14 protein-coding genes and 1 pseudogene are annotated in these 18469 nt (G+C 61.7%); 6 read left to right on the top strand and 9 right to left on the bottom strand.

The window, feature by feature from the left end:
• Positions 1-36: 36 nt before the first annotated feature.
• The 6 genes from R1A29_RS03845 to mreB all read right to left on the bottom strand — a co-directional run bounded on the left by R1A29_RS03845 (position 37) and on the right by mreB (position 8886).
• The gene (locus R1A29_RS03845; RefSeq protein ID WP_438300701.1) at positions 37-3840 is read right to left on the bottom strand and encodes a YhdP family protein; all 3804 of its coding nucleotides are present in this window, start codon (positions 3838-3840) and stop codon (positions 37-39) included.
• A gap of 75 nt (positions 3841-3915) precedes the next feature.
• A complete protein-coding gene (rng, locus tag R1A29_RS03840; protein ID WP_260522221.1) occupies positions 3916-5373 on the bottom strand; it encodes a ribonuclease G in 1458 nt (485 codons plus the stop codon).
• A gap of 58 nt (positions 5374-5431) precedes the next feature.
• Entirely contained in the window at positions 5432-6028 is a 597-nt protein-coding gene (locus R1A29_RS03835; RefSeq protein WP_438300700.1) for a Maf family protein, read from the bottom strand.
• A gap of 63 nt (positions 6029-6091) precedes the next feature.
• A complete protein-coding gene (gene mreD, locus R1A29_RS03830) occupies positions 6092-6583 on the bottom strand; it encodes a rod shape-determining protein MreD (protein WP_438300699.1) in 492 nt (163 codons plus the stop codon).
• Positions 6583-7707, bottom strand: a complete 1125-nt coding sequence (mreC, locus tag R1A29_RS03825) for a rod shape-determining protein MreC (RefSeq protein WP_438302005.1) — start codon at positions 7705-7707, stop codon at positions 6583-6585. Before mreC ends, mreD begins: the two co-directional genes overlap by 1 nt.
• A gap of 141 nt (positions 7708-7848) precedes the next feature.
• Positions 7849-8886 (bottom strand): rod shape-determining protein MreB, encoded by a 1038-nt coding sequence (mreB, locus tag R1A29_RS03820; RefSeq protein WP_002555108.1) that lies wholly within the window; start codon positions 8884-8886, stop codon positions 7849-7851.
• A 211-nt stretch (positions 8887-9097) separates the two neighbouring features.
• Here mreB and gatC point away from each other — a divergent pair, with 211 nt between their 5' ends.
• The 6 genes and pseudogenes from gatC to R1A29_RS03790 all read left to right on the top strand — a co-directional run bounded on the left by gatC (position 9098) and on the right by R1A29_RS03790 (position 14256).
• Positions 9098-9385 carry an Asp-tRNA(Asn)/Glu-tRNA(Gln) amidotransferase subunit GatC gene (gene gatC / locus R1A29_RS03815; RefSeq protein WP_007953612.1) on the top strand — a complete coding sequence of 96 codons (288 nt, stop codon included), beginning with the start codon at positions 9098-9100 and terminating at the stop codon, positions 9383-9385.
• Positions 9386-9401: 16 nt separating this feature from the next.
• Complete coding sequence (gene gatA / locus R1A29_RS03810) at positions 9402-10853, top strand: Asp-tRNA(Asn)/Glu-tRNA(Gln) amidotransferase subunit GatA (RefSeq protein ID WP_438300698.1); 1452 nt, start codon at positions 9402-9404, stop codon at positions 10851-10853.
• 10 nt (positions 10854-10863) lie between these two features.
• Positions 10864-12308: pseudogene (gene gatB, locus R1A29_RS03805) on the top strand (Asp-tRNA(Asn)/Glu-tRNA(Gln) amidotransferase subunit GatB).
• 88 nt (positions 12309-12396) lie between these two features.
• Positions 12397-12771: a septal ring lytic transglycosylase RlpA family protein gene (locus R1A29_RS03800; protein ID WP_085711801.1), complete on the top strand. Its 375-nt coding sequence runs from the start codon at positions 12397-12399 to the stop codon at positions 12769-12771.
• A 46-nt stretch (positions 12772-12817) separates the two neighbouring features.
• The gene (locus R1A29_RS03795; RefSeq protein WP_408986629.1) at positions 12818-13879 is read left to right on the top strand and encodes a calcium/sodium antiporter; all 1062 of its coding nucleotides are present in this window, start codon (positions 12818-12820) and stop codon (positions 13877-13879) included.
• Positions 13876-14256: a carboxymuconolactone decarboxylase family protein gene (locus R1A29_RS03790; protein WP_438300697.1), complete on the top strand. Its 381-nt coding sequence runs from the start codon at positions 13876-13878 to the stop codon at positions 14254-14256. Before R1A29_RS03795 ends, R1A29_RS03790 begins: the two co-directional genes overlap by 4 nt.
• 9 nt (positions 14257-14265) lie before the next feature.
• Here the strand turns inward: R1A29_RS03790 and R1A29_RS03785 are convergent, their stop codons facing one another.
• From R1A29_RS03785 to R1A29_RS03775, 3 genes are all read right to left on the bottom strand, one after another.
• Positions 14266-15207, bottom strand: a complete 942-nt coding sequence (locus tag R1A29_RS03785; protein WP_438300696.1) for an AEC family transporter — start codon at positions 15205-15207, stop codon at positions 14266-14268.
• Positions 15208-15503: 296 nt separating this feature from the next.
• Positions 15504-17057, bottom strand: coding sequence for a galactarate dehydratase (gene garD, locus R1A29_RS03780; protein ID WP_119426689.1), 1554 nt, complete (start codon positions 17055-17057; stop codon positions 15504-15506).
• A gap of 11 nt (positions 17058-17068) precedes the next feature.
• Complete coding sequence (locus R1A29_RS03775; protein WP_438300695.1) at positions 17069-18433, bottom strand: MFS transporter; 1365 nt, start codon at positions 18431-18433, stop codon at positions 17069-17071.
• Positions 18434-18469: the final 36 nt, after the last annotated feature.

Below are 18469 nucleotides of genomic sequence, written 5' to 3'. Positions count from 1 at the left end.
CAGCCATGCTACTCCATCGGTTTGCGGCCTGGCTGATCAAAAAGGCTTGTCGAAGGTGATTTTCGGCTCTTTCCACGGGCCCTTGACCGTGTATTTGACGCTGGCGAACCGCGCCACGCGATCACCGATCAGTTTGTCGATCAGGAACAGCGCGCCGCCGACCGCCGGTGCACCGACAATCAGTGCGGCAATCGGCAGGTTGTTGGTCACCGGCAGGGTCACCAGCAATTTGGCGTCGACTTGGTCACCCACCAGATCCAGCGTGCCGTTCAGCTCAATGTTGCTCGACGGTCCGGTCAGTTTGATCGGTTCCTGCGTCACGTAGACGCCGTTGTTCGCCACCAGCAAACCCTTGACCCGGTCATAGCTCAAGCCTTTGCCGAACAGGTCGGAGAAGTCCAGGCGCAGACGGCGACCAATGGAGTTGAAGTTGAGCAGACCGAACACCCGCAGCGCCTGAGCGCCGCCCTCGACCTCGACGAACTGGCCCTTGTTCAGCGACGCATCGAGCGTGCCGGAGAAGCGTTTGGTCGCCAGCCATGCCGGCGAGCCCGGCCAGCGGCCATCGACATCCATATGGAATTCTTCACTGGTCACGCTCGGCGCAAAGCCCCAGCCCTTGAGCACGTCGGCGAGATTCTTGCCGCCGATCCGGCCCTTGTACCAACTGCTGGTGGCGCCGGGTGTCCCTTCCCAACCGCCGTTGCCCTGCAACAGGATGCCTTTGAGGCCCAGATCAAGGTTGTTCAGGGCGATACCTTTGGCCGTCGGCCGGACTTTCAGCGACCAGCCGCCGACCAGATCCTGCCCCTGGAACAGCTGATTGATGGTGATATCGAGCGCCGGGATCTTGGTCGGATCGACCGAGGCCAGCGGGTCAGGCGCGTTCTCGTCGGCCTGCACCGTCGGGTCCGGCGCCGGCAGGCGAACATATTGCAGGTTCACCACAATCGGCGCGGCCTTGGCGTCTGGAATGGCTGCGGTGCCTTTGGCCTGCTGACTGTCGAGGGCCAGGGCCCAGGCGCCGGGCTTGCGATCCAGTTGCACCGCTGCCTGATCCAGCGTAGTGCCGAAGGCCGTCAGTTTGCCGACCTTGAAGTCCGCGCTGCTGAGCAGTTGCTTGGCGCTGCCGCCCGGGTCCTGACCGGCGTACTTGTCCACCAGATCCTGCCAGGGTTTGACGTCCAGCTCCGACAGCACGCCGCGTATGCGCAAGCCTTTGCTGCCCGGCAACACCGCTTCGCCAGCGCCGAGGAACAACTCGCCACGACCATCGGCGAAATTGCTCGGTGGCGCGGCAAACGTGAAGTTGGCCAGTTGATCGTAATTGACCCAGTAACGCCGCTCCTGCCCTTGCAGGGTCATGCGGAACACCGTGTCACGCCCGACATCGGCGGTCATGCCGAACGGCGCAGGCAGATCCACCGCCACGCCCTTCAGATTGGAGCTGACCATCAACTGGCTGTCGGCACCGTCCAGATTCACTTGCAACTGGTAAGGAATCGTCCCGGACACCGGCAATGGCTGAGTCACGCCGAGCCAGTCAGTGAGTTTCTTGACCTCGACCTGCCCCGACGCCGCCACCCGGGTCTTGAGCTTGCCGGGGCCGCCGTCGGCGAAGATCTGCGCGGTGACCGGTTTGTCGAAGGCTCGCGCACTGATGTTCTGCCCGCTCAAACCCTTGGCGCTGTCGAAGCGGAAGTCGCCCTTGAGCTGGCTCAATTCCAGCTTGGGCTCGGCCAGCTTCAATCGCGCATTGGCGGTTTTGAAGTCCACGAGGATCTTCGGCTGATCGCCCTTGGCCAACGGCACGTCCAGTTTGAGCTTGCCTTGCAGGTCGCCCTCGCCTTCCCAGCCGGCGAAAGTGTCGGCGGTGCCGATCGGCGCGTCCTGGAGAATCTTCAAGCCATCACCCAGGCCGCCGGCAAATGCGCCGTCGAGGAACATATGGCTGTGTTCGCCACTCGGCACATGGGGAATATTGACGAAGACGTCGCTGACCTGAGTGTCAAGCAACTGCCCCTTGCTGGCGACAATTCTCACGCCGCTGTCCTCGATGAACACATCGCCGCTGACCTTGCTCACGTGCGGCCAGCCTGGCTGGAACGCCAGTTCGGCGTCGTGCACCTTGAAGAACAGGCTGATGCTGCGATCCGCATCTGCGGCACCTTTGTTCAGCGATCCTTGATACTGGAAGAACCCTTGATCCACCGCGCCTTTGAGAATTGCCGTGCGCAGCCACTCGTCGAGGGCCGGGCTCAGGACTTCCGGCAGGTATTTGGCGGTGTAACGACCGTCGCCGTCCACCAGACCGACCCGCAGGTCCATGTAGTCTTCCTGGTCGTGGTCGAAATGCAGGCGGATCAGGAAGTCACCGGCAATCTTGCCTTCCTCGCCGAGCACCTTCAGGTACGGCGCGATCAGGGTGAAGCCTTCTTTATCGAGTTTCCAGGTCAACCGGGCGTTGGCCTGAATGTATTGCCATGGTTTGGCGAAGATCGGATCGAGGTGCAGGACGAAGTCCTTGCTATCCATGCGCAGCTCACCACCGCCGAGGTTGCCGGTCAGGCTGCCGCTGACATTCCGTGCGGCCGGCGCGCCGTGATAGGCGTCGAAGCCGACCTGATCGAGGTTGGCGGCGAAACTGAATTTGCTGTCGTCGGTGGCGTTCGGGCGGAAATCCAGCAGCACGTTGCGCAAGCCACCGGTCACTTTCAAATGCTCGACTACGGTGGCAAAGCCTTGTGGCAGCGGGCCCAGTGCATTGAGTAACGGCGTGATCGGCGTCAGATCGAGGCGATCGGCCTGCAGGTGCCAGAGCTCGTCAACCTTGTCGGTGGCGGCGGTCTGCTTGACCTGAACATGGGACTCCCAACGGGTTTCGCCAAAATTCATCGCCAGGGAATCGAGAGTGACGGTCGCGCCCTCGGCACTGCGCTGGAAGTAACCGTTGAGGGCCAGGTTGTTGATCTGGATCGGCTTGCGCTCGCCGTAAGCACCGTTCAATTGCGGAGCGTTGAGGCGGATGGCGGCGCTCTGCAACGCGCCCTCGCTCCAGTTGACCCACAGCTCGCCGCCGGCCTTGATCTCGGAGAAATTCCATTGCTGGGTCAGGCGCTCGGGCAACCATTTCGCCCAGTCGCTTTGCGGCAGGCTGACATAGCCTTCGACCGCACTGTCCTGCAACTGGCTGGCGCGAATCCGCGTACGCAGGCTCAGTGCGACGGGCTGTCCGTCGGGCAAGGTCAACCGCACGTCGAGGCGCTGGCGATTGAGGCCGGTCTTGAGGTTGAGCCCGACATAGGTAAGGGTCAGCGGTGCCTGCTCCAGCGGCTGCAAGGTCACCTGACTGTCGAGCACCGATAATTGCTGGACCATTTGCATGCGGTTGAACAGTTGCTCGGGATCCATGGGCTGATCCTTTTGCACCGGCAATCCTTCGAGCGCCCACTGGCCGTCTTCACCCTCTTTGAGGCTGATCTTCAGACCATTGAGTTCAAGATGCGCGATACGTACTTCCCGGGCCAGCAGACTGGCCCACAGATCCGGCACGGCACGCACCCGATCCAGGCGCAAGGCATTGGCACCGTCGCCGACCATTACGTCGTGAGCCAGCAGGATCGGCGCGAAGCCGCTCCAGTTGCCTTCCAGATCACCGATCTGCAACGGCATGCCCAGGGCGGCACTGGCCTTGTCTTCGATGTCAGTACGGTATTCGGCCACCAGTGGCGTGAGTTCCCGGCCGAGGCTGACGTACAACGCCATCAACACCAGAACCAACGCGCACAGGCCCAGACCCCAGCGAGTCAGTGCAGCCAAAATGCGTGTCAGACGTTCCATGTCAGTTGGCTCCCATGGCAAAAATACTGCAAAAAGCTGAGGCCAGCCGTTTCAGGAAAAAGGTGACGCAGGGGATCAGAGCAGCACCACGTCATATTGTTCCTGGGAATACATGGTTTCCACCTGGAAGCGTATGGTGCGCCCGATGAACCCTTCAAGCTCGGCGACGTTACCGGACTCTTCATCGAGCAGCCGATCGACGACTTTCTGGTTCGCCAATACGCGATAACCCTCGGCCTGATAGGCCCGCGCCTCGCGCAGGATCTCGCGGAAAATCTCGTAGCAAATGGTTTCCGGCGTCTTCAGCTTGCCGCGTCCCTGACAACTGCTGCATGGCTCACACAGCACCTGCTCCAGGCTTTCGCGAGTCCGTTTGCGGGTCATCTGCACCAGACCCAGCTCGGTGATGCCGATGATGTTGGTCTTGGCGTGATCGCGCTCCAGCTGTTTCTCCAGGGTACGCAACACCTGGCGCTGGTGTTCTTCATCTTCCATGTCGATGAAGTCGATGATGATGATCCCGCCCAGATTGCGCAGGCGCATCTGCCGGGCAATCGCGGTGGCGGCTTCGAGGTTGGTCTTGAAGATGGTTTCTTCGAGGTTGCGATGCCCGACGAACGCGCCGGTGTTGACGTCGATGGTGGTCATGGCTTCCGCCGGATCCACCACCAGATAACCGCCGGACTTCAGCGGCACCTTGCGCTCCAGGGCTTTCTGAATTTCGTCTTCGACGCCGTACAGGTCGAAAATCGGCCGCTCACCCGGATAGTGTTCCAGACGATCGGCGATCTCCGGCATCAGTTCGGCGACGAACTGCGTGGTTTTCTGAAAGGTTTCCCGGGAGTCGATGCGGATCTTCTCGATCTTCGGGCTGACCAGATCACGCAAGGTGCGCAGGGCCAGACCGAGGTCTTCGTAGATCACGCTCGGTGCACCGATGGTCTTGATCTGCTCGTTGATCTGATCCCACAGGCGGCGCAGGTAACGGATATCCATGAGAATTTCTTCAGCCCCGGCCCCTTCGGCTGCGGTGCGCAGGATGAAGCCGCCCGCCTCCTTGATGCCTTCTTTGGCCACGCAATCGCTGACCACCTGTTTCAGGCGTTCGCGCTCGGCTTCGTCTTCGATCTTCAGGGAAATGCCGACGTGGGCGGTGCGCGGCATGTACACCAGGTAACGCGAAGGGATCGACAGTTGAGTGGTCAGACGCGCCCCTTTGGAGCCGATCGGGTCCTTGGTGACTTGCACCACCAGGCTCTGGCCTTCATGCACCAGCGCGCTGATGCTTTCCACGGCCGGGCCTTCGCGCAAGGAAATTTCCGAAGCGTGGATGAACGCCGCACGGTCCAGACCGATATCGACGAATGCCGCCTGCATGCCCGGCAGTACGCGCACGACCTTGCCTTTATAAATGTTGCCGACGATCCCGCGTTTTTGCGTGCGCTCGACGTGCACTTCTTGCAGCACACCGTTTTCGACCACCGCCACGCGCGATTCCATCGGCGTGATGTTGATCAGAATCTCTTCACTCATGGCAGGGTCTCGTTCAGGCATGTTCACAATGATGGCCGCATCTTGATCTGTTCGACGGTTACTGCGCACTCGGGTTTTGCCAACAGGGTATGCCGAAATGGCCGAGCAGTTCTGCGCTTTCGCACACCGGCAAACCGACCACGGCTGAATAGCTGCCGTTGAGACCGGCGACGAACACCGCGCCAAGCCCCTGAATGCCATAACCGCCGGCCTTGTCCCGGGGTTCGCCGCTGGTCCAGTAGGCGGCGGCTTCTTCGCGGCTGATCGCCCGGAACCGTACCAGACTGCGCACCACTTGCGACTCGCAGCGCTCACCGTCAAGCACGGCGATGGCGGTCAGCACTTCGTGCTCCTTGCCGGACAACATCATCAGCATGGCGCATGCGTCGGCTTCGTCCACCGGTTTACCGAGAATTTTGCCGTCCAGCACCACAGCGGTATCGGCACCCAACACGCAAAACGGTTTATCGCTGACGACAGCGCGTCGCCCGGCCTCGGCCTTGCCGCGCGCCAGGCGCTCGACATAGGCCGACGGGGATTCATTGGCGAAAGGGGTTTCATCGATATCCGCACTGATGGCGGTGAACGGAACGCCGATCTGCGTGAGCAGCTCACGCCGACGCGGCGATCCTGAGGCGAGATAAAGCGGCTTCATCCAAACATCTCCCTGTTGAGTGCCCTGCCTCATGGCACCGGTGAGGGCCCATGCCTGACCGAATCAGTTGATTTTGTAGCGCCGGCGCAATCCACGCAAAGCGAAGCTGACCCAGGGCCAGAGCAAGGCACTGGTCAGTGCCGGCAGGACCAGGGCCAGGGTCGGCTGTCGGTTGCCGGTCAAGGCGCTGAGCCAGAGTTGTACGAGTTGTGCGAGACCGAAGATCACCAGGATCACCAGGCTTTGCTGCCACATCGGGAACATCCGCAGACGTTGCTGCAACGACAGCACCAGAAACGTGACCAGGGTCAGGATCAAGGCGTTCTGCCCCAGCAACGTGCCATACAGCACGTCTTCGGCCAGGCCCAGGCAAAAAGCGGTCACCATACCGATCATCTGCGGCATGTACAGCGCCCAGAATGCAAGGAGCAACGCCAGCCACAACGGGCGGAGAATCTCCATGAACTGGGGCAACGGCGACACGCTGAGCAGCATGCCGATCAGAAAGGTCAGCCAGACGATCCAGCCATTTCGGGAGGCTTTGACACCGACCATTATTCTCGTCCCCCAGTGGTGGCCGGTGCAGTGACCGGTGGTTTGGCGGCCGGCCTTGTGCTTGCAGGTTGAGCCGCCGGTGGCTTGCTGGCTGCTGCGGGTGGCTTGGCCGGCGTCGCTGGCGGCTTGCCTGTAACAGGTTTGGCCGGCGCGGCGCTGGCGGGAATTGCCGGCGCCGCGGCAGGCGTCGCAGTCGGAGTATTCACCGTTTTCGGCACAGTCGCCGGAATCACCGGACCACCGCCAAATGCATCAAGATTTTCCTGAGCCTGGGCGGCATCGTTGGCGCGCTCTTCCGCCGTACGGTTGTCGCTGAATACCAGCAGCAAGTAGCGGCTACGGTTCAATGCGGCCGTCGGCACGGCGCGGACAACCGCAAATGGCTGGCCGGAATCGTGGATCACTTCCTTGACCGTCGCCACCGGATAACCGGCCGGGAAGCGCTGACCCAGGCCGGAGCTGACCAGCAGATCACCTTCCTTGACATCGGCCGTATCGGCCACATGCCGCAACTCCAGACGCTCAGGGTTACCGGTGCCGCTGGCAATTGCCCGCAGACCGTTCCGGTTCACCTGCACAGGAATGCTGTGGGTCGAGTCGGTCAGCAGCAGGACACGGGAGGTGTACGGCATCAATTCGACCACCTGCCCCATCAGGCCGCGCGCATCGAGCACCGGCTGACCGAGCACCACGCCGTCGCGCTCACCTTTATTGATGATGATGCGATGGGTGAAGGGATTGGGGTCCATGCCGATCAGTTCGGCCACTTCGACCTTTTCGTTGACCAGCGCGGAGGAATTGAGCAACTCGCGCAGACGGACGTTCTGCTCAGTGAGGGCGGCAAGCTTTTGCATGCGACCCTGCAACAGCAGGTTCTCGGTCTTGAGTTTTTCGTTTTCGGCGACCAGCTCGGTGCGGCTGCCGAACTGACTGGCGACACCTTCCCACAGCCTGCCGGGCAGGTCGGTGATCCAGTAAGCGTCCATCAGCACCAGCGACATCTGGCTGCGGGCAGGCTTGAGCAGGCTGAAACGGGCATCGACCACCATCAGCGCGACCGACAGCACGGCCAGCACCAACAAGCGCACGCCCAGTGAGGGGCCCTTGGCGAAAAGCGGTTTAATAGGCCGCTCCTCCCAGGCAAATGTTCTGTTTATTCATACGGCATCAAACCGGCCTGGATGAAGACTGACAGAAGATAAACGCCAGCAGGCAGCACTGCAAAGTGCTGCCTGCGCGCTCACCCACGTATTGCACCCGGCGACTTATTCGCTGGAGAGCAGGTCCATGGTGTGCTTGTCCATCATTTCCAGTGCACGGCCACCGCCGCGAGCCACGCAGGTCAGCGGATCTTCGGCAACGATCACCGGCAGACCGGTTTCCTGGGCCAGCAACTTGTCGAGGTCACGCAGCAGCGCGCCACCACCGGTCAGCACCAGGCCACGCTCGGCGATGTCGGAAGCCAGTTCCGGCGGTGATTGCTCCAGGGCGCTTTTCACGGCCTGAACGATGGTGGCCAGGGACTCTTGCAGAGCTTCCAGCACTTCGTTGGAGTTCAGGGTGAATGCACGTGGAACGCCTTCGGCCAGGTTGCGACCGCGAACGTCGACTTCGCGAACTTCGCCGCCCGGGTAGGCCGTGCCGATTTCCTGCTTGATGCGCTCGGCGGTGGATTCGCCGATCAGGCTGCCGTAGTTGCGGCGCACGTAGGTGATGATCGCTTCGTCGAAGCGGTCGCCGCCAACACGTACGGATTCGGCATAGACCACACCGTTCAGGGAGATCAGCGCGATTTCAGTGGTACCACCACCGATATCCACGACCATCGAGCCGCGTGCTTCTTCAACCGGCAGGCCGGCACCGATCGCAGCAGCCATCGGCTCTTCGATCAGGAACACTTCACGGGCACCGGCGCCAAGGGCCGATTCACGGATGGCGCGACGCTCAACCTGGGTGGACTTGCATGGAACGCAGATCAGCACACGTGGGCTGGGCTGCAGGAAGCTGTTTTCGTGAACCTTGTTGATAAAGTATTGCAGCATCTTTTCGCAGACGCTGAAGTCGGCGATCACGCCGTCCTTCATCGGACGAATGGCAGCAATGTTGCCCGGCGTACGGCCGAGCATGCGCTTGGCCTCGGTGCCGACAGCAACGACACTTTTCTGGTTACCGTGTGTCCGAATGGCCACAACCGATGGCTCATTCAGGACGATACCGCGCTCGCGCACGTAAATAAGGGTGTTGGCAGTGCCCAGGTCAATGGAAAGATCGCTGGAAAACATGCCACGCAGTTTCTTGAACATGGGAAAGGGACCCTAGGCAACGCGTGGGTAAAAAAGTGCGGCAAACTCTAACAACGACAGGGATTTTGGGCAAGGCGCCAATATGTTAAATTGGCCGCTTTTCTGTGCACCAAGCCCCACAATCGCGGCCTTATGACCGTAGAAGTGCGGTAGTGTTCCGACAATCTAACACACGGACGCCGTCCGTCCTGTTTTCCACTGGAGAAACCCGATGGCGCTAGAACGCTCCGACGTGGAAAAAATCGCTCATCTGGCCAGCCTTGGCCTGAATGACGCCGATCTTCCACACATCACTTCGGCCCTCAACAGCATTCTCGGGCTGGTCGACGAAATGCAGGCGGTCAATACCGACGGTATCGAGCCGCTGGCCCACCCGCTGGAAGCCAGTCAGCGCCTGCGCGCCGACGTCGTGACCGAAAGCAATAACCGCGAGGCTTATCAGTCCATCGCACCAGCGGTCGAAAACGGCCTGTATCTGGTTCCGAAAGTCATCGACTAAAGGGAAAGAGCCTGCAATGCATCAAATGACTCTGGCCGAGATCGCCCGCGGTCTCGCCGATAAAAAGTTTTCCTCCGAAGAGCTGACCAAGGTCCTGCTGGCGCGCATTACCCAGCTCGATCCGCAGCTCAACAGTTTCATCAGCCTCACCGAAGAGCTGGCCCTCGAGCAGGCGAAAGCCGCCGACGCGCGCCGGGCCAACGGTGAGAGCGGCGCGCTGCTCGGCGCGCCGATCGCCCACAAAGACCTGTTCTGCACCCAGGGCATTCGCACCAGCTGCGGCTCGAAGATGCTCGACAACTTCAAGGCCCCGTACGACGCCACCGTTGTGTCGAAGCTGGCCGCCGCCGGCACCGTGACTTTGGGCAAGACCAACATGGACGAATTCGCCATGGGTTCGGCCAACGAGTCGAGCTGGTACGGCGCGGTGAAAAACCCGTGGAACCTGGAACACGTACCGGGCGGTTCGTCCGGTGGTTCGGCGGCGGCCGTTGCCGCTCGTCTGTTGCCAGCCGCCACGGCCACCGACACCGGCGGTTCGATCCGCCAGCCGGCCGCGTTCACCAACCTCACCGGCCTGAAACCGACCTACGGTCGAGTTTCGCGCTGGGGCATGATCGCGTACGCCTCCAGCCTCGATCAGGGTGGCCCCCTGGCTCGTACTGCCGAAGACTGCGCGATTTTGTTGCAAGGCATGGCCGGCTTCGACCCGAACGACTCCACCAGCATCGATGAGCCGGTGCCGGACTACGCCGCCGGTCTGAATGGCTCGCTGCAAGGCCTGCGTATCGGCGTGCCGAAGGAATACTTCGGTGCCGGTCTCGACCCGCGCATCGCCGACCTGATCCAGAACAGCATCCAGGAGCTGCAGAAGCTCGGTGCCGTGATCAAGGAAATCAGCCTGCCGAACATGCAGCACGCGATTCCTGCGTACTACGTGATCGCCCCGGCAGAAGCCTCTTCCAACCTGTCGCGTTTCGACGGCGTGCGCTTCGGCCACCGCTGCGAAGATCCGAAGAACCTGGAAGACCTGTACAAGCGCTCCCGCGGCGAAGGCTTCGGTGCCGAAGTACAGCGCCGGATCATGGTCGGTGCCTATGCGCTGTCCGCCGGTTACTACGACGCCTACTACCTGAAAGCGCAGAAGATCCGTCGCCTGGTGAAGAACGACTTCATGGCTGCCTTTAATGAAGTCGACATCATCCTCGGCCCGACCACGCCGAACCCGGCCTGGAAACTCGGCGCCAAGAACAGCGACCCGGTCGCTGCCTACCTGGAAGACGTCTACACCATCACCGCCAACCTCGCGGGCCTGCCGGGCCTGTCGATGCCGGCCGGTTTCGTCGACGGTCTGCCGGTCGGCGTGCAACTGCTCGCTCCGTATTTCCAGGAAGGTCGCCTGTTGAACGTTGCCCACCAGTATCAGCTGAACACTGACTGGCACACCCGCACCCCAACCGGCTTCTGAGGAGACACACATGCAATGGGAAGTCGTGATCGGGCTGGAGATTCACACCCAGCTCACCACCCGGTCGAAAATCTTTTCCGGTAGTTCCACCCAGTTCGGTTCCGAGCCGAACACCCAGGCCAGCCTGATCGACCTGGGCATGCCCGGCGTGTTGCCGGTGCTCAACCAGGAAGCGGTGCGCATGGCGGTGATGTTCGGTCTGGCGATTGACGCCGAGATCGGTCAGCACAACGTGTTCGCCCGTAAAAACTATTTCTACCCGGATCTGCCGAAGGGCTACCAGATCAGCCAGATGGAATTGCCGATCGTCGGCAAGGGCCACCTGGACATCGCCCTGGAAGACGGCACGGTCAAACGCGTCGGTATCACCCGCGCGCACCTGAAGAAGACGCCGGCAAGAGCCTGCACGAAGAATTCAGCGGCGCCACCGGCATCGACCTGAACCGTGCCGGCACGCCGCTGCTGGAAATCGTTTCCGAGCCTGACATGCGCAGCGCCAAGGAAGCCGTGGCCTACGTCAAGGCGATCCACGCGCTGGTGCGTTACCTGGGCATCTGCGACGGCAACATGGCCGAAGGTTCGCTGCGTTGCGACTGCAACGTGTCGGTGCGGCCGAAAGGCCAGGTCGAGTTCGGCACCCGCTGCGAGATCAAGAACGTCAACTCGTTCCGTTTCATCGAGAAGGCGATCAACTCCGAGATCCAGCGTCAGATCGACCTGATCGAAGACGGCGGTAAAGTGATCCAGCAGACCCGTCTGTACGATCCGAATAAGGACGAGACCCGTCCGATGCGCAGCAAGGAAGAAGCCAACGACTACCGTTACTTCCCCGATCCGGACCTCCTGCCGGTGGTCATCGAGGACTCGTTCCTCAATGACGTGCGCGCCACCCTGCCGGAACTGCCACCGCAGAAACGCGAGCGCTTCCAGAGTGCCTTCGGTCTGTCGGCCTACGACGCCAACGTGCTGGCCACCAGCCGTGAACAGGCGGACTACTTCGAGAAAGTCGCGAGCATTGGCGGCGACGCCAAACTGGCGGCGAACTGGGTGATGGTCGAGTTGGGTAGCCTGCTCAACAAGCAGAACCTGGACATCGAGGATTCGCCGGTTTCCGCCGAGCAACTGGGTGGCATGCTGTTGCGCATCAAGGACAACACCATCTCCGGCAAGATCGCCAAGGTTGTGTTCGAAGCGATGGCCAACGGCGAAGGCAGCGCAGACGAGATCATCGAGAAACGCGGCCTGAAGCAGGTTACCGACACCGGCGCGATCTCGGCGGTGCTGGACGAAATGCTCGCGGCCAACGCCGAGCAGGTCGAGCAATACCGTGCGGCGGACGAAGCCAAGCGCGGCAAGATGTTCGGTTTCTTCGTCGGTCAGGCCATGAAAGCCTCCAAGGGCAAGGCCAACCCGCAGCAAGTGAACGAACTGCTGAAAAGCAAGCTCGAAGGCTGACCACAATGGAGCCAGATTTCAAACCTGGCTCTAATCCCTGTGGGAACGCCGGACCGGCGTTCCCACAATGGTTTCTGGAAACCTTTGAATGAAGCGTCTATTCATCAGCTGCGCCCTGCTTTCCCTGCTCGCCGGTTGCGCCAGCACCGATGTCATCGACCCGCATGGTTACGACCAGACCGGCGTCGCCTCCTATTACGGCGCCAAACACCACGGTAAACGCACCGCCAGCGGCGAAGCGTTCAACCAGAATTCTCTGACCGCCGCCCACCGTCAGTTGCCGTTCGGCACGCGGGTGAAGGTCACCAACCTGAAAAACGACAAATCCTGCGTGGTGCGCATCAATGACCGCGGGCCGCACACCCGTGGGCGCATCATCGATGTTTCACGCGAAGCCGCCGAACGTCTCGGCATGATTGGCAGCGGCACGGCACGGGTTCGCGTGCAGGCCCTCGACGACTGATGGAGCACCGCCCATTTTCGGACTGACCGATTTACCGCTGATCAACGTGATCGAATTGCTCTGCGGGCTGTTCCTGCTGATCGCCGGTGCCGAACTGATGGTGCGCGCCGCTGTACGCCTGGCTGCGCGCCTGCATGTACGGCCGCTGATCATCGGCCTGACCATCGTCGCCCTCGGCAGCAGCGCCCCGCAAATGGCGGTCAGCCTGCAAGCGACCCTGACGCACAACCCCGACATCGCCGTCGGCAGCGTGATCGGCAGCAGCATTTTCAACATCCTCGTGACCCTCGGCCTGTCGGCGCTGATCATCCCGTTGCGCGTCTCACGGCAACTGGTGCGCCTCGACATCCCGCTGATGATCGGCGCCAGCCTGCTGGTGTTCGTGCTGGCCTGGAACGAAGAGATCGGCCGCTTCGACGGCCTCCTGCTGCTGGCGGCCCTGGGGCTTTATCTCGGCTTGCTGTTGCGCCAGTCGCGCCACTCGGGCCGGCCACACTCCGATCATCCTCAGACTCAGCCCGCCCCCTGGTTCACCAGCCTGCTGATGATCATCGCCGGTCTCGCCATGCTGGTGTTCGCCGGGCATTTGCTGCTGGGCGCCGCTGTCGCAGTGGCCACCGATCTCGGGTTCTCCGAACGGGTGATCGGCCTGACCGTGGTCGCGGTCGGCACCTCGCTGCCGGAGCTCGCCACTTCGTTGATCGCCGCATTGCGCGGCCAACGGGACATCGCCGTGGGCAACGTGATCGGCGCCAACCTGTTCAACCTGCTCGGGGTCCTCGGCATCACGGCGCTGATTGCACCGACGCCACTGTCGGTGTCGCCCAACGCGCTGGATTTCGACCTGCCGGTGATGCTCGGCGTCGCCACGCTGTGCCTACCGGTGTTCTATTCCGGCTACCGCGTGACCCGGGCCGAAGGCTTGCTGCTGCTCGGCTTGTACCTGGCGTATGCGCTGCATGTGGTGTCGTTCACCACCGGCATGCCGCTGGCCGGCAAGCTCGAACGGTTGATGCTGTTTTATGTCCTGCCGGCGCTGCTGACGTTTCTGTTTTTCACGTCCGTGCGCGCCTGGCGCCGCCAACACCACAAGAGGGATGTGCCATGACCGAATCGAAGAAATCCGGGGTCGAAATCCGCCGCCAGGTAATGGGCGACACGTTTGTCGACCGTGCTCTGGGCAACGCCACAGAATTCACTCAACCACTGCAGGACTTCGTCAACGAACACGCCTGGGGCGGCGTGTGGAATCGTGAAGGTCTGCCGCTGAAGACCCGCAGCCTGATCACCCTCGCCGCGCTGACCGCGCTGAAGTGTCCGCAGGAATTGAAGGGCCACGTGCGCGGCGCGTTGAACAATGGCTGCACGGTCGACGAGATCCGCGAGGCGCTGCTGCATTGCGCGGTGTATGCCGGAGTGCCGGCGGCGATCGATGCGTTTCGGGCGGCGCAGGAAGTGATCGACAGTTACCAGAAGCCTGAGTAACAGCCAGCCTCAGATCCACCCGCCCCACTGCAACAGAAAGATCCCGACGTTGGTGGTCACCGCCGCCATCAACGTGGTCAACACGATGATCGCCGCCGCCAGCTCATGATTGCCCTGGGCCGCCCGGGCCATAACAAAACTGGCGGCCGCCGTCGGGCTGCCGAAGTACAGAAACAGAATCCCCAGCTCCGCCCCACGAAAGCCCCACAGCCGTGCGCCCAACGTGGCGAATACCGGCAGACCGATCATCTTCACCAGACTGGAACTGAGCGCCATGCTCCCGCTCTTGCGCAGCGCCGCCAGCGACAGCGTGCCGCCGATGCAGATCAGTGCCAGCGGCAGTGTGGTTTGCGCCAGGTACTGGCCGGACGTTTCCAGCCATCCCGGCAGACCGATCTTGAACCAGGCAAACGGCGCCGCCGCGATCACGCTGATGATCAGCGGATTGCTGAACACGCTTTTGCAGATGCTCCACGGATCGGACTTTATCACCGGGCTGTAGACCGCCAGCACAATGGTCGACAGGGTGTTGTAGAACAGGATCACCAGCGCCGCGAGAATCGCCCCGAGGGAGATCCCGTAGTCGCCATACATGCTCGCCGCCAGCGCCAGACCGATCACCCCGTTGTTGCCACGAAACGCACCTTGCGTGTAGATGCCGCGATCCTCGCGCGGGCAGCGGAGAATCGCCCAGCCCCAGGCCAGGGCAAAACTGGCCAGCGTGGCGACGGCGAAGTAGATCAGCAGCGCCGGTTGCAGCGCGGCGTGCAGGTCGGCATGGAGGATGCCGAGAAACAGCAGCGCCGGCATGCTGACGTTGAACACCAGCGATGACGCCGTGTGGATGAAGTTGTCGTTGATCCAGTCGATGCGCTTGAGCAGCACACCCAGAAACAGCATGGCAAACACCGGCGCGGTGATGTTCAGGGTTTCGAGGAAGATAGCCAGCATGCCGGGGAGCCTTGGAGGTGAGCGTCGTTAGGGGGCTAATGATAAGCCACTTCGGGCCGTTTGCCCCTCAAAAGCCCCTCACCCCAGCCCTCTCCCGGAGGGAGAGGGAGCCGAATGGGGGATATTCAAGAGGTCCGCCGACCTGAACTGACTTTGTCGAATCCATAATCAACGCGGTATTTCAGGTCGACGCATAGCGCAAGACAACTCGGTCAGCTCCCTCTCCCCCGGGAGAGGGTTGGGGTGAGGGCATGGCCGGTGCCGACACCAAATCCTTCAAGCCGAACACTCAACGATCAAGTGATCGGCGCCGGATTGAACAACGTAATGTCGTTATGCAGCTTGTGCTTCTCGGCCCACGTCTGCTGTTTGCCGCTCGCCACATCCAGATAGTAGTGGAACAACTCCCAGCCCAACTCCTCGATGGACGCGCGACCGGTAGCAATCCGCCCGGCATCGATGTCGATCAGGTCCGGCCAGCGCTGTGCCAGTTCGGTCCGGGTCGACACCTTCACCACCGGCGCCATGGCCAGACCATAAGGCGTGCCACGCCCGGTGGTGAACACATGCAGGTTCATACCCGCCGCCAGTTGCAACGTACCGCAGACAAAATCACTCGCCGGCGTTGCACAGAAAATCAGCCCCTTCTGCTTGAAGCGTTCCCCAGGGCCGAGCACACCGCTGATCGCGCTGCTGCCGGACTTGACGATCGAGCCCAGCGACTTCTCGACAATGTTCGACAACCCGCCCTTCTTGTTGCCCGGCGTGGTGTTGGCGCTGCGATCCGCCTCGCCTTTGGCCAGGTATCGGTCGTACCAATCCATCTCGCGCACCAGTTCCTCGGCAACGGTTTTGCTCTGGGCCCGGGAGGTCAGCAGGTAAATCGCGTCGCGCACCTCGGTGACTTCGGAAAACATCACCGTCGCCCCCGCCCGAAGCAGCAAATCCGAGGCATAACCCAGCGCCGGGTTGGCGGTGATCCCGGAAAACGCATCGCTGCCACCGCACTGCATGCCAAGGATCAGCTCGGACGCCGGCACGGTTTCCCGGCGGCGCTGGTCGAGTTTCTTCAGGCGGGTTTCGGCCAGTTCCATGATCTGCTCGATCATCTCGGTGAAACCGTGACTGGAATCCTGCAAACGATACAGCCAAGGCTCGCTCAGATCCACCGACGCATCGTCCTCGTGCATCACCTGTCCGGCCTGCAATTTCTCGCAGCCCAGACTGATCACCAGCGCCTCGCCACCGAGGTTCGGGTTGCGCGCCAGATTGCGCACAGTACGGATCGGGATGTAGGCGTCGGTGGCCGTGATGGCCACGCCACAACCGTAACTATGGGTCAGCGCCACCACGTCATCGACGTGGGGGTACTTCGGCAACAGTTCATCCTTGATGCGCTTGACCGCGTGATCCAGCACCCCGGTGACGCACTGCACGGTGGTGGTGATCCCGAGGATGTTGCGCGTGCCGACGGTGCCGTCGGCATTGCGATAACCCTCGAACGTGAAGCCTTCCAGCGGTGCCTGGGCGGCCGGCACATCGGTGGACAGCGGCAGGCTGTCCAGCGGTGGCGCGGTCGGCATGCGCAGTTGATCTTCCTTGACCCAACTGCCACGGGGAATCGGCTGCAACGCATAACCGATGATCTGGCCGTAGCGAATCACCGTGCCGCCCTCGGGGATGTCCACGAGGCTGACCTTGTGGCTCTGCGGCACAAAATCCACCGTCACCAGGCCATCGGCGAAAGCGGTGCCGGCCGGAACGCCCTGGTCATTGACCACGACCACTACGTTGTCCCGCTCGTGCAGGCGGATGTAGCGCGGCGAGTCGGAATGTTCAATCAACTGCATGGCGCCGCTCCTCAGGAATGCGCTTGAGACAATTTACCGGTGGCTTCGGAACCGCCATGGGTTGGCGGCTCTTTCAGTACCACACGTTTGATCGGGCCGACGATCACCAGGTAGCTGAACACCGCCACAAGCGCGTTGGCACCGACGAACACCAGCGCCCACTTGAACGAACCGGTGGAGCTGATGATGTAGCCGATGACGATCGGCGTGGTGATCGAGGCGATGTTGCCGAAGGTGTTGAACAGGCCACCGCTCAGACCGGCGATCTGTTTCGGCGAAGTGTCGGAGACCACCGCCCAGCCCAGCGCACCCACGCCTTTGCCGAAGAAGGCCAGGGCCATGAAGCCGACCACCATCCATTCCACTTCAACATAGTTGCACGCGACGATGCTGCTGGAGACCAGCAGGCCGGCGATGATCGGCGCCTTGCGGGCGAAGGTCAGCGAATGGCCCTTGCGCAGCAGGTAATCGGAAATCACCCCGCCGAGGACGCCGCCGATAAAACCGCAGATCGCCGGCAACGAGGCGATGAAACCGGCCTTGAGGATGGTCATGCCGCGCTCCTGCACCAGGTACACCGGGAACCAGGTCAGGAAGAAATAGGTGATGCCGTTGATGCAGTACTGGCCCAGGTACACGCCGAGCATCATGCGGTTGGTCAGCAACTGACGGATGTAGTCCCACTTCGGGCCGTCAGCCTTTTTGCCTTGTTTCTGGTCCATGTCGACCATGCCGCCGTTGTCGGCGATGAACTTCACTTCCGCTTCGTTGGCCATCGGGTGCTGGCGCGGGCTGTGGATAACCTTCAGCCAGATCAGCGAGAACAGGATGCCGAACACGCCCATGACAATGAACACGTGCTCCCAGCCGAAGGCATAGACGATCCAGCCCATCAGCGGCGCGAACAGCACGGTGGCGAAGTACTGCGCCGAGTTGAAGATCGCCGAAGCCGTACCGCGTTCGGCGGTCGGGAACCAGGCCGCCACGATGCGTGCATTGCCGGGGAACGATGGCGCCTCGGCCAGACCCACGAGGAAGCGCAACATGAACAGCGCCACGATAGCCGTGGACATACCGAACTCACCGACGAAGCCTTGCAGCACGGTGAACAGCGACCAGGTGAAAATGCTCAGGGCATAGACTTTTTTCGAGCCGAAGCGATCGAGCAGCCAGCCGCCGGGAATTTGCCCGGCCACGTAGGCCCAACCGAATGCAGAGAAGATGTAGCCGAGGGTGACCGCGTCGATGCCGAGGTCTTTTTGCAAACTGGAACCGGCGATCGCGATGGTGGCGCGGTCGGCGTAGTTGATCGTGGTCACCAGGAACAGCATGAGCAGAATCAAATAGCGGACGTGAGTCGGCTTGGACGATTGCATGTAGATGTACTCCCACTGATTATTTTTATGCGGGTA

Origin of the sequence: Pseudomonas sp. NMS19W, assembly GCF_051554255.1 — a bacterium.
GTDB lineage: Bacteria > Pseudomonadota > Gammaproteobacteria > Pseudomonadales > Pseudomonadaceae > Aquipseudomonas > Aquipseudomonas kribbensis.
Note: the sequence above shows the minus strand (reverse complement) of the source record. Positions and strands in the feature narration are given on the sequence as shown.